This window comes from Gemmobacter fulvus (assembly GCF_018798885.1).
Classification (GTDB): domain Bacteria; phylum Pseudomonadota; class Alphaproteobacteria; order Rhodobacterales; family Rhodobacteraceae; genus Gemmobacter; species Gemmobacter fulvus.
The window spans coordinates 2,929,065-2,944,244 of the sequence record NZ_CP076361.1 but is presented as its reverse complement, the minus strand read 5'-3'; the positions used below and the strand labels follow the sequence as shown (position 1 = coordinate 2,944,244).

The following is a 15,180-nucleotide window of genomic DNA, read 5'->3' as shown; positions in this document are numbered from 1 at the left end:
CCCCCTTACGCCGCAGCCGCAGCGAGTTTGGCAGCCTTGGCTTTCACTTCGTCGATGTCGCCAACCATGTAGAAGGCGGCTTCCGGCAGGTGGTCATATTCACCGGCAACCACGGCCTTGAACGAGGCAATGGTTTTTTCCAGCGGAACCTGCACACCGTCCGAGCCGGTGAACACTTTTGCCACGTCGAAGGGCTGCGACAGGAAACGCTCGATCTTGCGGGCGCGGGCCACGGCCAGTTTGTCGTCTTCCGACAGTTCGTCCATCCCGAGGATGGCGATGATGTCTTGCAGCGACTTGTAGCGTTGCAGCACTTTCTGCACGTCGGTTGCGACCTTGTAATGCTCTTCGCCGATGATCAGCGGATCGAGCAGGCGCGAGGTCGAGCCGAGCGGGTCCACAGCCGGGTAGATGCCTTTTTCCGAGATGGCACGGTCCAGAACGGTCGTGGCGTCAAGGTGGGCAAACGAGGTTGCAGGTGCCGGGTCGGTAAGGTCGTCGGCCGGAACGTAGACCGCTTGCACCGAGGTGATCGAGCCGTTCTTGGTCGAGGTGATGCGTTCCTGCATCGCGCCCATGTCGGTCGCCAGCGTCGGCTGGTAGCCCACGGCAGAAGGAATACGGCCCAGCAGAGCCGACACTTCCGAACCGGCCTGGGTAAAGCGGAAGATGTTGTCCACGAAGAACAGCACGTCTGCGCCGGTCTCGTCACGGAACTGTTCTGCCAGGGTCAGACCCGACAGAGCGATCCGCATACGTGCCCCCGGAGGCTCGTTCATCTGACCGTAGACCAGTGCGATTTTCGACTTGGACAGGTCTTCCAGGTCGATAACGCCCGACTCGATCATCTCGTGATAGAGGTCGTTGCCCTCACGGGTCCGCTCGCCCACGCCGGCGAACACCGACACGCCCGAGTGCACTTTGGCGATGTTGTTGATCAGTTCCATGATGAGAACCGTCTTGCCCACGCCGGCGCCGCCGAACAGGCCGATCTTGCCGCCCTTGGTATAGGGGGCCAGCAGGTCGATGACCTTGATGCCGGTCACCAGGATCTGGCTTTCGGTAGCCTGTTCCGAGAAGGCCGGAGCGGGCTGGTGGATGGAGCGGGTGGTGGTCGCGTTGACCGGGCCTTTTTCGTCCACCGGCTCGCCGATGACGTTCAGGATGCGGCCCAGGGTCGCGGTGCCGACCGGAACCGAGATCGGAGCCCCGGTGTCGGTCACGGGTGCGCCGCGCACCAGACCTTCGGTTGCGTCCATGGCGACCGCACGCACGGTGCTTTCGCCAAGATGCTGTGCCACTTCCAGAACCAGCGGCTTGCCATTGTTGTCGGTGATGATGGCGTTCAGGATCGCCGGCAGAGCGCCGTCGAACTGGACGTCAACAACGGCGCCGATGACTTGCGTCACTTTGCCTTTTGCTTGTGCCATGTCGTTTCTCCGTTCGGGTCGTCAGAGCGCCTCGGCGCCCGAGATGATTTCGATAAGCTCTTTGGTGATCGCGGCCTGACGGCTCCGGTTGTACTTGATCGTCAGCTTGTTGATCATGTCACCCGCGTTACGGGTCGCGTTGTCCATCGCGCTCATCCGGGCACCCTGTTCAGACGCCCCGTTTTCCAGCAATGCCGTAAAGATCTGCGTCGCCACACCACGCGGCAGCAGGTCGGCCAGAATGGCCTCTTCGCTGGGCTCGTAGTCATAAAGCATGGACGCCCCGGCAGCTTCCCCTGCGCCAACCTTCACAGGCTGGGCCGGAATGATCTGCTGCGCGGTCGGGATCTGGCTGATGACCGACTGGAAGCGGTTGAAGAAGATCGTTGCCACGTCAAATTCACCCGCATCGTAGCGGTTGAAAATTTCGCGGGCGACTTCCTGCGCGTTGGCATAGCCCACACGCTTCACTTCCGCCATGTCGACGTGACCGACGAAATAATCGCCAAGGTCACGGCGCAGCTGTTCTCGGCCCTTCTTGCCGACCGTCAGGATCTTGACGGTCTTGCCAGCGGCCAGCAACTCGTTGGCCTTCGCGCGGGCAAGCCGCACGATGGTCGTGTTGAAGCCGCCGCACAGGCCCCGCTCCGAGGTCATGACGACCAGCAGATGCACCTTGTCGGCACCCGTCCCGGCCAGAAGCCGGGGCGCGCCATCCGAACCGCCGACCGACGCCGCCAGCCCCGCGATGACCGCATTCATGCGATCCGCGTAAGGGCGGGCAGCCTCGGCAGCCTCTTGCGCGCGGCGCAATTTTGCCGCCGCCACCATTTGCATGGCCTTCGTGATCTTCCGCGTGTTCTTGACGCTTCCGATCCGGTTTTTAAGGTCCTTAAGGCTGGGCATATCCCTGTCCTTTCAGGCCGCTCAAGCGAAGGTCTTGGCGAAATCGGCGATCGCGTCTTTCAACTTCTGCTCGTCGGCACCCTTGATTTTCGGGTCGGTCGAAGTCAGCCACTCGAGGATGTCCTTGCGCGGACCGCGCAGGAAGGACAGCAGACCGGCTTCAAAGCGGCCCACATCCTTCACGGCGATCTTGTCGAGGAAACCGGCGGTGCCCGCATAGATCACGCAGACGATTTCTGCGTTGGTCAGCGGCGAATACTGCGGTTGCTTCATCAGCTCGGTCAGGCGCGCGCCACGGTTCAGCAGCGCCTGGGTCGAAGCATCGAGGTCCGAACCGAACTGGGCGAAAGCGGCCATCTCGCGGTATTGCGCGAGCGACAGTTTCACCGGGCCAGCCACGGTCTTCATCGAGTTGGTCTGGGCCGAGGAGCCCACGCGCGACACCGACAGACCGGTGTTCACAGCCGGGCGGATGCCCTGGTAGAACAGTTCGGTTTCCAGGAAGATCTGGCCATCGGTGATCGAGATCACGTTGGTCGGAATAAACGCCGACACGTCGCCACCCTGGGTTTCGATGATCGGCAGCGCGGTCAGCGAACCGGCGCCGAAATCTTCGTTCAGCTTGGCCGAACGCTCCAGCAGGCGGGAGTGGAGGTAGAACACGTCGCCCGGATAGGCTTCACGCCCCGGCGGACGGCGCAACAGCAGCGACATCTGACGGTAAGCCACAGCCTGTTTCGACAGGTCATCATAGATGATCAGGGCGTGACGGCCGTTGTCGCGGAAGAATTCTGCCATGGCGGTCGCGGCATAGGGGGCCAGGAACTGCATGGGGGCCGGGTCGGATGCGGTTGCAGCCACCACGATCGTGTAGTCAATCGCGCCGGTCTCTTCCAGCTTCTTCACCAGCTGTGCCACGGTCGAGCGCTTCTGCCCGATGGCGACATAGATGCAGTAAAGCTTCTTGCTTTCGTCCGAACCGGCAGCCTCGTTGTAGGACTTCTGGTTCAGAATGGTGTCCAGCGCCACGGCGGTCTTGCCGGTCTGACGGTCACCGATGATCAGTTCGCGCTGGCCACGACCAACCGGGATCATGGCGTCCACAGCCTTGAGGCCAGTTGCCATCGGCTCATGCACCGATTTGCGAGGGATGATGCCGGGGGCTTTCACGTCGGCGATGCGGCGCTCGGTCGAGGCGATCGGGCCCTTGCCGTCGATCGGGTTGCCCAGACCGTCCACAACGCGGCCCAGCAGGGCGTCGCCGGCGGGCACGTCCACGATGGACTTGGTGCGTTTGACAACGTCACCTTCCTTGATGTCCTGGTCCGAGCCGAAGATCACGATACCGACGTTGTCGACTTCGAGGTTCAGCGCCATGCCGCGGATGCCACCGGGGAATTCCACCATTTCACCGGCCTGGACATTGTCCAGCCCGTGAACGCGCGCAATCCCGTCACCAACCGACAGCACGCGGCCAACTTCGGCCACGGCAGCGTCTTTGCCGAAGTTCTTGATCTGCTCTTTGAGGATCGCAGAGATCTCAGCAGCTTGGATACCCATTATCCGACCTCTTTCATTGCATTCTGAAGGGCTGCGAGCTTCGACTTGATCGAGGTGTCGATCATGGTCGAGCCCAGCTTGACGACAAGGCCACCGATGAGCGTTTCATCGACGGCAATTTTCACTTTCACGTCCTTGCCGACACGCGCCGACATGACGGCGGCGAGTTTGTCGGCCTGCGCAGCGCTCAGCGCCGTGGCGGCGGTCACTTCCGCAGTCACCTCGCCTTTTTCGGCAGCGATGCGCGCCCGCAGATCGGCCACCAGTTGCGGCAGCACGAACAGGCGGCGTTTTGAGGCCATCAGCGCCAGAGTATTGGCGACAAGGCCCGAAAGACCCATCTTGGCGACGATGGCGGCGATGGCATTGGCCTGATCTTCACGCGAATAAATCGGCGAAGAAATCACGTCCCGCAGATCGGCGCTGGTGGTAAGGGCTGCGTCAAGTGCATCGACATCCCCCTCCAACGCCTTGAGGCCCGCATCTTCCTTTGCAAGGTCGAACAGGGCGGTTGCGTAGCGTGCGGCAATGCCGGAGGAGATCGAAGCTGGTTCGGACACGTCAACCCTTCCGCTGGCTTTGCCCCCCTCCCGCACGGTGTGCGCAGGCCAGAGGCTTCCTGTGGCGCATACGTGTGTATGCGTCTCAAATTCGAGGCGTCTCTAGCAGACGCTTCCCTATGCCGCAACCGTGAACAGAGGCCGAAAACCGCATGTTTGGCGCAAACATAGGCGCAGATGTCGGACTGGTGCGACTTTGTATCACCACAATGGCCGTGGCGCGGGAATCGCAGTGGTTTTCAGGCAGGCCGGGCCGTTGCGCGGCCTTGCCTCCGCGCTGTCATACCACGGTTACAGCAACACCTGTGCCGGAAAAACCGGCCCCCGGCACCGCCTCGCCCTGCCCCGCACGGATGGCAGGCCCGCTGCGCCCCAGCGCCGGTTCCGGCACGCCCTGCCCCACGCCCTCCAACACCCGGAGCGGGCGGCGCACCACCGCCCCCAGCCCACCGCGCGTCGGCGCATAGACCTGCTTGCTCGCCTCGACCATCAGCACCCCTCCGGCGATCCAGGGAGCAAAGCGGCGGCCGGTGCGTTCCCACAATTGCGCGGTGCGCAGCCAGAACCGCTGCGACGAGGGCGGCGCATAAAGCGCGGCCACATGACGTTCCGGCGTGAAGCCGTGGCGCTTGAGCTGCGCCTCCAGCTGCCGCAGCGAATAGGGCCTGCCAAAGCCGAACGGCGTGCCATCGCCCCGCGCCCAGAGGCCGGAACGGTTCGGCACGATGAACAGGGCCTTGCCGCCCGGGCCCAGCACCCGGTGACATTCCGCCAGAACCGCGCTGGGTTGCTCTGACGTTTCCAGCCCGTGCATCAGGACCAGACGGTCGACAAAGCCGGTCGACAGTGGCCAGTCGGTTTCCTCGCACAGAACGCTGACATTCTCTTGCCCGGCGGGCCAGGGCATCACGCCCTGCGGGCCGGGCATCAGCCCGATCACCCGGCGCGCCTCGGGCAGATAGGGGCGCAGCAAGGGCACGGCAAAGCCGAAGCCAGCCACCGTCTGCCCCGGTTGCGGTGCCCACATCGACACCACCTGATCGCGGATGGCACGTTGCGCCACGCGGCCAAGCTGCGTGCGATAATAGAAGTTACGCAGATCCAGAACATCAAGGTGCATTGCAGGCGGGTCCGGTTGCGGCCAAGCTGGCGGGCAGACCAGCAATTGACACCATACCGAAGCTGACAGGAAACGCCATGCCGCTTGAACTTGTGACCGTGCCCTGCCTGAAGGACAATTACGCCTTCCTGATCCACGATCCTGGCAGCCGGGCGACTGCCGTGGTCGATGTGCCCGAGGCCGCTCCGATCCGCGCGGCGCTGAAGGCCCGCAACTGGACCCTGACCCATGTGCTGCTGACCCATCACCACTGGGATCACATCGACGGCGTGGCGGATCTGATCGACGGCACCGAGGCCAAGGTGATCGGCGCCGCCGCCGATGCCCACCGCCTGCCGCCGCTGGATCTGGCGCTGACAGAGGGCGACAGCTTCTGGGTCGGCGGAGCGGAGGGTCAGGTGATCGACGTGCCGGGCCATACCGTCGGCCACATTGCCTTTTACTTTCCGCAAAGCGCGCTGGTGTTCACCGGCGACAGCCTGATGGCGATGGGCTGTGGCCGCCTGTTTGAAGGCACACCTGATCAGATGTGGCAAAGCCTGTGCAAACTGGCCGCCCTGCCGCCCGAAACCCAGGTCTGTTCGGGACATGAATACACCACCTCCAACGCACGTTTTGCGCAAAGCCTTGAAGAGATGACGCCCGCCCTTATCTTGAGGCTTGATGCGATTGCCCGTGCCCGCGATGCAGGTCTGCCGACCGTGCCCTCGCTGCTGGGCGAAGAACTGGCTACCAACCCCTTTCTGCGTGCGGGAACGCCCGCGCTGAAAGCCGCAATCGGCATGGCCGATGCACAAGATGCTGCGGTTTTTGCCGAACTTCGCGCAAGAAAGGACAATTTCTGACCTCAAACCGCGCCCGACTGTTCACAATTTGCAACGGACCCGTCGCAATGCACGAAAAGCGGCAAATAGGACTTGAAGAGGCGCGAATAAAACCGAACTTTAATCTTATGAGGCCAAGGTTGGAGAGGGTCATCCACCCGCCGACCTGTAGGACAGGAGCACCACAACGTGCCATCATTTTCGACCACCCTTGAACAGGCCATCCATGGCGCTCTGGCCCTTGCCAATGCGCGCCGCCACGAACTCGCAACGCTGGAGCATCTGCTGCTGGCGCTGATCGACGAACCCGATGCAGCCCGCGTGATGAAGGCCTGCTCGGTTGATCTCGATGACCTGCGCAAGACGCTGGTGGATTTCATCGATGATGATCTTTCCACGCTCGTCACCGATGTCGAAGGCTCCGAAGCCGTGCCCACCGCCGCCTTCCAGCGGGTGATCCAGCGCGCGGCGATCCATGTGCAAAGCTCTGGCCGGACCGAAGTGACCGGCGCCAATGTACTGGTTGCGATCTTTGCCGAACGCGAAAGCAATGCCGCCTATTTCCTGCAAGAGCAGGACATGACCCGCTATGACGCGGTGAATTTCATTGCGCATGGCGTGGCGAAAGATCCGTCCTATGGCGAGGCGCGCCCGGTTTCGGGGGCCGAGGAACATCACGAAACGCCGAAGGGCGAGGCGGGTGAGGCCAAGGAATCCGCGCTGTCCAAATATTGCGTCGACCTGAACGTGAAGGCGATCAAGGGCGATGTCGATCCGCTGATCGGGCGCGAATCCGAAGTGGAGCGCTGCATTCAGGTGCTGTGCCGCCGCCGCAAGAACAATCCGCTGCTGGTGGGCGATCCGGGCGTGGGCAAGACGGCGATTGCCGAAGGGCTTGCGCTCAAGATCACCCGGGGCGAGACACCCGAGATTCTGGCCGGGGCCACGATCTATTCGCTGGATATGGGCGCGCTTCTGGCGGGCACCCGCTATCGCGGCGACTTTGAAGAGCGGCTAAAAGCCGTCGTCAAGGAAATGGAAGATCACCCCGACGCCATCCTGTTCATTGACGAGATCCACACCGTGATCGGCGCCGGGGCCACCTCGGGCGGGGCGATGGATGCCTCCAACCTGCTGAAGCCCGCGCTTCAGGGCGGCAAACTGCGCTGCATGGGGTCGACCACCTACAAGGAGTTCCGTCAGCACTTTGAAAAGGACCGCGCGCTCAGCCGCCGGTTCCAGAAGATCGACGTGAACGAACCCTCGGTGCCGGATGCCATCAAGATCCTGATGGGCCTCAAGCCGCATTTCGAGGAACATCACGACCTGCGCTATACCTCGGATGCGATCAAATCCGCCGTGGAACTGGCCGCGCGTTATATCCATGACCGCAAGCTGCCCGATAGTGCGATTGACGTGATCGACGAGGCCGGGGCCGCACAGCATCTGGTCAGCGAAGGCAAACGCCGCAAGACGCTGGGCACCAAGGAAATCGAGGCAGTCGTCGCCAAGATTGCCCGTATCCCGCCGAAAACAGTGTCTAAAGACGATGCCGAAGTGCTGCGCGATCTGGAAAAAACGCTCAAACGCGTGGTGTTTGGTCAGGACAAGGCGATTGTTGCGCTGTCTTCCGCGATCAAGCTGGCACGAGCCGGCCTGCGCGAGCCGGAAAAGCCGATTGGCAACTATCTGTTCGCAGGTCCGACCGGCGTCGGCAAAACCGAAGTGGCCAAACAGCTTGCCTCCACCTTGGGCGTGGAACTTCTGCGCTTCGACATGTCGGAATACATGGAGAAACACGCCGTCTCTCGGCTGATCGGTGCGCCTCCGGGCTATGTCGGCTTCGATCAGGGCGGCATGTTGACGGATGGCGTCGACCAGCATCCGCATTGCGTGCTGCTGCTGGACGAGATGGAGAAGGCGCACCCGGATGTCTACAACATCCTGTTGCAGGTGATGGACCATGGCAAGCTGACCGATCACAACGGCCGTCAGGTTGATTTCCGCAATGTGATCCTGATCATGACCTCGAATGCCGGCGCGTCGGAAATGTCGAAATCGGCCATCGGTTTTGGCCGCGAACGGCGGACGGGCGAGGACACGGCGGCGATCGAACGCACCTTCACGCCGGAATTCCGCAACCGGCTGGATGCGGTGATCTCTTTCGCGCCGCTGGGCAAAGAGGTCATCCTGCAAGTGGTCGAAAAGTTCGTGCTGCAACTGGAAGCGCAGCTGATGGACCGCAATGTCCATATCGAGCTGAGCCCGGAAGCCGCGCAATGGCTGGGTGACAAGGGTTATGATGACAAGATGGGCGCGCGTCCGCTGGGCCGCGTGATTCAGGAAAACATCAAGAAGCCGCTGGCCGAAGAACTGCTGTTCGGGCGGCTGACCAAAGGCGGCGTGGTGCGCGTGGTGGTGAAGGATGAACAGATCGAACTGATCATCGAAGAACCGGCGAAACCGCGCCTCACCGGCTCGAAACCGCCCCTGCTCACGGCAGAATGATCCGCGCGCTGACCGTTTGCCTTCTGGCCCCCGCTTCGGCGGGGGCCTTTGACTTGGCGCTGCCGATTGATTGCCGCTTGGGCGAGACCTGTTTCATCCAGCAATATATGGACCATGATCCCGGCACCGGGGCGCAGGATTTCACCTGCGGCACGCTCAGCTACGATACCCATGAAGGCACCGATTTCGCCCTGCCCTCGCATGCCGCGATGCAGGCCGGGGTCAATGTTCTGGCCGCCGCCGCAGGGCAGGTGCGCGGCATCCGCGACGGGATGCCCGACATTCTGATAAGCGACCCAGCCGCCCCGCCGCTGGAGGGGCGCGACTGCGGCAATGGCGTGGCGATCCGGCACGCCGATGGCTGGGAAACCCAATATTGCCATCTGAAACAAGGCTCTGTTGCCGTGCAGAATGGTCAGACCGTGCTGCCCGGCACCGTGCTGGGCCAGGTGGGCCTGTCGGGGCGCACCGAATTTCCGCATCTGCATGTGACGCTGCGGCGCGATGGAAAAACCGTCGATCCCTTTGCCCCCGAAGGCCGAACGGCATGTGGCCAGGTGGGCGACAGCCTCTGGCAGGAGGGTATCCCCTATCAGCCCGGTGGGCTGATCGCGCTGGGGTTCAGCCCGGACCTGCCGGATTTCGCCACGATCAAGGCCGGGCCGCCGGATGCGCCCCTGCCCGCCGATGCGCCGGCCCTTGTGCTCTGGGCCTATCTCTATGGCGGGGTTGCGGGCGATGTGCTGCGGCTGACGATCCATGGGCCGCAGGGGGCCGTGCTTGCCGAGGATATCGTGCTGGAACGCACGCAGGCGCAACTGTTCAGATCGGTGGGCAAGCGGTTGCGGCAGGCGCGCTGGCCTGCCGGGGAGTATACGGGCGAGGTGATCCTGCGCCGCGAGGACCGCGAGATGGATCGCGGCACCCTGCGCATGACCCTACCGTAGCAACGGCGCTGCCCCCAGCGGCACCGGACCCAGCATCATCCGCCCGTTCTGCATCAGCAGCGGCAGTTCCAGCACCGCGGCATCCCCCGATTGCGCGGCAAGCCCCGCCAGCACGTTTTCGGCCGCCACCGCAAATTGCTGCGGAATCAGCCCCAGCGCCTGCGCCGCCAAAAAACCTTCGCGCCAGCCCTCGATCCGCAGGTCGATCTTGCCTTCGGCCTGTCCCAGATCGTCGGGCCGAAGGGTTCCGCTTGCCCGCAGGGTCATCGGCCCCCAGATCAGATGCGCCTCGCGCAGCGCAATCGCCTCCATCCCCGGCAGCACCGAGCCGCTGAGCGCGACCGGCCCCGCCAATGTGACATCGGCCAGAACATCCATGCGGCTGATCCGCTCTGGCAAGGCGGTCTGCGCCGAGAGCAGCGCGGTCAGCCGCTGATCCGGCAACAGGTCCAGCAGGCGCAGTGCAACCTGCTGCACATTGGCCTCCTGCGCGTGAACGGCGATATTGGCCGAGGCCGCCGCAAGCGCCCATCCCGCCGTCGACCGCAGGCTGACGCCTTCGGCCACGCCATCCAGCCGTTTCAACGGCAGGCTGGGGGTCGGGCTGACCTCGACAGAGCCCTGCATCCGGGTGGAGCCGATGGTGATCTCTTGCCCCGGCAGCGTCAGCTTCTGCTCATTCGGCAGCGCCGCGATCAGATGCCAGGGTTTATAGCTGAGGCTAAACACCTGCACGAACGGGGCTTGCCAGCCAATGCCGCGCACCGGATCCGACAGGCGCGGTGCCGTCACGGTCACGTCAAACCGGCTGGGAAAGCCCACCACCGACAGCGCCTCGCGTTCGGCCACATAGCCACGCGCGGCCAGTTCGGTGAACACCCGTTCGGCCCCCTGTTCCGCCGCACGGGCCCCGATGAACCAATAGCCGCCATAGAGGCCGCCCAACACCAGAACCACCACCAGAAGCGCCCGCATCTCTGCCCCTTTGCTTTGTCAGACCGGCAGTTTACAGGGAGCCGTGCAGGAGGGCCAGCGCATGTGGGTATTCGGTTACGGTTCCTTGATCTGGCATCCGGGCTTTCCGGTGGCCGAAACGCGCGTGGCGCGCCTGCACGGCTGGCATCGCAGTTTCTGCATGCGCTCGATCCATCATCGCGGCACGGTGGCCGATCCCGGCCTCGTTCTGGCGCTGGACCGGGCGGAGGGCGCGGTCTGTGACGGCGTGGCCTTCCGCGTGGACCCGGGCGCCGAGGCGCAGACCCTGGCCGAATTGCGCGAGCGCGAGCTGGTTTCCTCGGCCTATCTTGAAACGCATCTGAACGTCACCACCGGGGCAGAGACGCTGGAGTGTCTGGCCTATGTGATCGACCCGGATCACGATCAGTATTGCGGCGGGCTGCCCCTGGAAGAACAGGCGTGGATCATTGCCGCCGCCGTGGGCGGGCGTGGGCCGAACCGTGACTATCTGTTCAATACCGCGGCACATCTGGCCGATCTGGGCATTGCCGATGCCGATCTGGAATGGCTCTCCGCCCGCGTTCGTGAACTGGCCGGGTAAGCTTCGCGCTTGGCAGGGCGGCCCCCTGCCCCTATTCTGCCCCTAACGAACCGGGCAGAACGGGCGGCGGGAACAGGACCCATGCGATGACAAGATCTTCAGCCGCCACAGCGCCGGTGTTTGCGCAGCCGATCCGTCAGGTCGTGCTGATGCTGATCGTGCTGTTCCTTGTGATCGCCGGGGCATGGGTCGCCATGCCGATGCTGCGCGGGATCTTCGCCTCGAACCCGATGCTCAACGGCTTTATCGGCGCGGTGTTCCTGCTGGGGGTGGTGGCCTGTTTCTGGCAGGTCTGGCAATTGGTGCAATCGGTCAGCTGGATCGTGGCCTTTGTGCAGGATCGCCCCGGATCGGAAACCGAGGCCGCACCGCGCATTCTGGCCCCGCTGGCCGCCCTGCTGGGGCCGCGCACCGCGCGGATGCAGATTTCCTCCAGTTCGTCGCGGTCAATCCTCGATTCCGTCGCCACCCGGATCGACGAGGCGCGTGACATCACCCGCTATCTGGGCAATCTGCTGATTTTCCTCGGACTTCTGGGCACGTTTTACGGGCTGGCCACCACGGTTCCGGCCATTGTGGAAACCATCCGCAGCCTTGCACCACAACAGGGTGAAAGCAGCCTTGATGTGTTTGAAAAGCTGATGGGCGGGCTGGAATCGCAGCTTGGCGGCATGGGCACGGCGTTTTCATCGTCCTTGCTGGGGCTTGCAGGCTCGCTGGTGGTGGGTCTGCTGGATCTGTTCGCAGGCCATGGCCAGAACCGCTTTTACCGCGAGTTGGAAGAGTGGTTGTCCTCGATCACCCGCATCGGCCTGACCGGAGGCGAAGGCGAAAGCGGCGATATGGCCGCACTGGCGCAGGTGCTGGACAATCTCGGTGGGCAGATCGAAAGCCTGCAAACCCTGTTCACCCAATCCGATATCAGCCGCAGCCTTACCGATGAACAGATCGGCGATCTGGCCGCCGCCATCAGCCGCCTTGCCGCACGGATGGAGGCCGAGGCGGGGCAAACCGCAGTCCTGCTGCGTATTGCCGAAGGGCAGGACCGGCTTGCCGCCGCCCTGACGCAGGAGGATGCAGGCCCGCATGTCGATGCCGAAAGCCGGATGCGGCTGCGCTCGATCGACGTGCAATTGCTGCGCATCCTTGAAGAGATTTCGGCCGGACGGCAGGAAAGCATCGCGGATCTGCGCGCCGATCTGGGGTCTTTGACGCAAGCGGTGCGGCAATTGCTGCGCGCGCGGGGCTGACGCCATGGGATTGTCGCGGCGCGGATCAGGGCGGTCGGGCGACGGGATGATCTGGCCCGGCTTCGTGGATGCCGTCACCACGCTGCTGATGGTGCTGATGTTCGTGCTGACCATCTTTACCGTCATGCAATCGGTTTTGCGGCAGACCATCACCACGCAGGGCAGTGAACTGGATGCGCTGACGGCGCAGGTCTCCAGCCTGGCCGATGCGCTTGGGCTGGAACGCAGCCGTGCCGAAGGCTTGCAGCTGGAAATCGGCACCCTGCGCAGCAGCCTTGCCAGCGCACAGGCCAAGGGCACGGCGCAGGCTGCCGAAATTGCCGCGCTGGGGCAGCAGTTGACCGCGAAGGAAACCGCCCTGTCACAGGCGGATGCGCGGATCAGCGGCTTTGAGGCGCAGGTGGCGAGCCTGCTGGCCGAACGCGATGCGGCGCGCGGCGAGGCCAGCGCGCTGGAACAGGCGCAGACCAAGCTGATCTCGGAACAGGAGGCGCTGCAACTGGCGCTGGCCAAGGCCCGCGAGGAAGTCGATGCCCAGAGCGAAGCCGCCCGTCTCGCCGCTGCGCGGGCCGAGGCGGTGGAGGAGCTGACCGCCAAGCTGCGCGCCGAAAACGCCCGGGCAACGACAGAGCTGTCGGAGGCCGAGGCAGGCAAACTGGTGGATCAGGCCGCCCTCGCCGATCTGCGCGGCAAACTGGAAGCCTCGGATACCGAGCTGACCGCGATGACGCTGGCACTGGAGGAACAACGCAAGCGTGCCGAAGAAACCCTGACCCTGCTGGCCGCGGCGCAGGGCGTCGAAGGCCAGCCCGCCGATCTTCTGGCCACGGCCAAGGCGCTTCTGGCCGAACAAGAGACACAATCGACCGAGGCGGCGCGGCGCGTGGCGCTGCTGAATGAACAGATCGCGGCGCTGCGCGGGCAATTGGGCGGCCTTCAGGCCCTGCTCGATGCAGCAGAGATGCGCGATGTCGCGGCCAAGGTGCAGCTGGAAAATCTGGGCGGGCAGCTCAATTCCGCGCTGGCGCAGGTGGCCTCGGAGCAAAAGCGGCGGGCAGAGCTGGAACAGGCCGAACGGCAACGGCTGGAAGAAGAAGCCAAGACGCTGCAAAAATTCCGCTCGGAATTCTTTGGCCAACTGCGTGAGGTTCTGGCGGGCCGCGAAGGCGTGCGCATCGTCGGGGACCGTTTCGTGTTTTCCTCCGAAGTGCTGTTCAACCCCGGCTCGGCGGATCTTGCCCCCGAAGGCCGCTCGCAGATTGCCGGTGTGGCGGCCACGCTGACCGAAGTGGCGGGCCAGATTCCCAGCGGGATCGACTGGATCATCCGCGTCGATGGCCATACCGATGACCAGCCGCTGTCGGGCGAAGGCGAATTCAAGGATAACTGGGAGCTGAGCCAGGCGCGCGCGCTGTCGGTGGTGCGTTACATGCAGCAGAGCCTGGGCTTTCCGCCCAATCGCATGGCGGCAACCGGCTTTGGCGAATGGCAGCCAGTGGCGCCGGGCAGCAATGCCACCGCGCGGGCGCAGAACCGGCGGATCGAGCTGAAGCTAACGGAACGCTGATCAGCGGCAGTAAGCGCCGTTGCGATGGGCGGCCACGTCGAAATGCAGGTGATCTTCGTGGTGGCCGTCCGATCCCGGCCCCAGCGTGGTGCCAAAGACACCGCAGGCGGCCTTGTGCGAGGCTTTGATCGCCTTGGATTTGCGGTAATCGCCCGCAATCGACAGTGTGCTGCCATCGGCCAGCACGAAGCCCGCAATATCCAGCGCCCGGCCCCGGCCATGTTCGCTGATCTTGTTGCCACGGATGTTGTTGCGCGGGCGGCAGGTATAGCTGCCCGCAATCTGCAACTGCACCACCGGATTCTTGCCGAACGCGTCCTGCATCCCGCCTTCGATCCATTGTTTTGCCGCCTGCGCCGTGGCGCAATCGACCGTGGCGGCCTGGCTCAGCTTCACGCCCGCAATCGCCGTCACCCGCACCGGCTCGGCAATGCCGCAGCCTTTAACCTTGGACACGACGGGGGCCATCACCTCGCCCCGGATCGCCGGATCCCCGCAGACAGAGCCTTTTTTCGGCAGGATGCTTTCATTGCCCGGCTGGGTCCGCACGGCGGCAGCCTTGAACAGGCTCCACTGTTTGCGTTTGGGCTTGCCCGGCTCCACCCGCACCACAGCGGTTTCCAGATCATCGGGGCGCGCGCGCGGGCGCAGCACCGAGGGCGCGATGGTGCCCGCCAGTTCCACCACAGAGCCTTCGTCGATCTGCGGCTCTGCCGGGGTCAGGGCGGCGAAGGCCGTCATCAGCCCTTCGGGGCGCGGGCGGGGCCGCAGCATCGGCGCGACCTCGACGGCAACTGCCGCAGGCACGGTATTGGCGGTGGAGACAGTGGCGACCAGCGGCGCGGTTGCGGGGCGGGCTTTCGGCAGGGGCGAGGAGGTCAGCCCTTCGGCCAGACCCATATTCGCCACAACAGCCAGCCCGAATGCCAGCGCAGCCGCTTTCTTCATCG

13 protein-coding genes are annotated in these 15,180 nt (G+C 64.0%); 6 read left to right on the top strand and 7 right to left on the bottom strand.

Annotated features, from left to right (window positions below; genetic code table 11):
- Positions 1-5: 5 nt before the first annotated feature.
- The 5 genes from atpD to KM031_RS14240 form a co-directional block, all read right to left on the bottom strand.
- Positions 6-1,430 (bottom strand): F0F1 ATP synthase subunit beta, encoded by a 1,425-nt coding sequence (gene atpD / locus KM031_RS14260; protein ID WP_215506781.1) that lies wholly within the window; start codon positions 1,428-1,430, stop codon positions 6-8.
- Between the two features lie 21 nt (positions 1,431-1,451).
- Positions 1,452-2,336, bottom strand: coding sequence for a F0F1 ATP synthase subunit gamma (locus KM031_RS14255; RefSeq protein WP_215506783.1), 885 nt, complete (start codon positions 2,334-2,336; stop codon positions 1,452-1,454).
- Positions 2,337-2,357: 21 nt separating this feature from the next.
- Complete coding sequence (gene atpA, locus KM031_RS14250; RefSeq protein WP_215506785.1) at positions 2,358-3,896, bottom strand: F0F1 ATP synthase subunit alpha; 1,539 nt, start codon at positions 3,894-3,896, stop codon at positions 2,358-2,360.
- On the bottom strand, positions 3,896-4,456 hold the full coding sequence (locus KM031_RS14245; RefSeq protein WP_215506787.1) for a F0F1 ATP synthase subunit delta: 561 nt from the start codon (positions 4,454-4,456) through the stop codon (positions 3,896-3,898). The genes atpA and KM031_RS14245 overlap by 1 nt, the downstream gene beginning before the upstream one ends.
- 280 nt (positions 4,457-4,736) lie before the next feature.
- Entirely contained in the window at positions 4,737-5,576 is an 840-nt protein-coding gene (locus KM031_RS14240) for a class I SAM-dependent methyltransferase (RefSeq protein ID WP_215506789.1), read from the bottom strand.
- Between the two features lie 77 nt (positions 5,577-5,653).
- On the opposite strand from KM031_RS14240, the gene gloB reads away from it, so the two are divergent.
- The 3 genes from gloB (at position 5,654) to KM031_RS14225 (ending at position 9,855) form a co-directional block, all read left to right on the top strand.
- On the top strand, positions 5,654-6,421 hold the full coding sequence (gloB, locus tag KM031_RS14235) for a hydroxyacylglutathione hydrolase (protein WP_215506791.1): 768 nt from the start codon (positions 5,654-5,656) through the stop codon (positions 6,419-6,421).
- 168 nt (positions 6,422-6,589) lie between these two features.
- Positions 6,590-8,908, top strand: coding sequence for an ATP-dependent Clp protease ATP-binding subunit ClpA (gene clpA / locus KM031_RS14230; protein ID WP_215506793.1), 2,319 nt, complete (start codon positions 6,590-6,592; stop codon positions 8,906-8,908).
- Positions 8,905-9,855, top strand: coding sequence for a M23 family metallopeptidase (locus KM031_RS14225; protein WP_215506795.1), 951 nt, complete (start codon positions 8,905-8,907; stop codon positions 9,853-9,855). Before clpA ends, KM031_RS14225 begins: the two co-directional genes overlap by 4 nt.
- Here KM031_RS14225 and KM031_RS14220 read toward each other — a convergent pair.
- Positions 9,847-10,830, bottom strand: a complete 984-nt coding sequence (locus KM031_RS14220) for a DUF2125 domain-containing protein (RefSeq protein WP_215506797.1) — start codon at positions 10,828-10,830, stop codon at positions 9,847-9,849. The two genes, KM031_RS14225 and KM031_RS14220, sit on opposite strands and share 9 nt — an antisense overlap.
- A 61-nt stretch (positions 10,831-10,891) precedes the next feature.
- Here KM031_RS14220 and KM031_RS14215 point away from each other — a divergent pair, with 61 nt between their 5' ends.
- The 3 genes from KM031_RS14215 (at position 10,892) to KM031_RS14205 (ending at position 14,230) form a co-directional block, all read left to right on the top strand.
- A complete protein-coding gene (locus KM031_RS14215) occupies positions 10,892-11,413 on the top strand; it encodes a gamma-glutamylcyclotransferase (RefSeq protein ID WP_215506798.1) in 522 nt (173 codons plus the stop codon).
- 86 nt (positions 11,414-11,499) lie between these two features.
- The gene (locus KM031_RS14210) at positions 11,500-12,663 is read left to right on the top strand and encodes a biopolymer transporter ExbB (RefSeq protein WP_215506800.1); all 1,164 of its coding nucleotides are present in this window, start codon (positions 11,500-11,502) and stop codon (positions 12,661-12,663) included.
- A 4-nt stretch (positions 12,664-12,667) separates the two neighbouring features.
- Positions 12,668-14,230, top strand: a complete 1,563-nt coding sequence (locus KM031_RS14205; RefSeq protein WP_215506802.1) for a peptidoglycan -binding protein — start codon at positions 12,668-12,670, stop codon at positions 14,228-14,230.
- Here KM031_RS14205 and KM031_RS14200 read toward each other — a convergent pair whose 3' ends face one another.
- Positions 14,231-15,178, bottom strand: coding sequence for an extensin-like domain-containing protein (locus tag KM031_RS14200; RefSeq protein WP_246567273.1), 948 nt, complete (start codon positions 15,176-15,178; stop codon positions 14,231-14,233).
- Positions 15,179-15,180 lie beyond the last annotated feature (2 nt).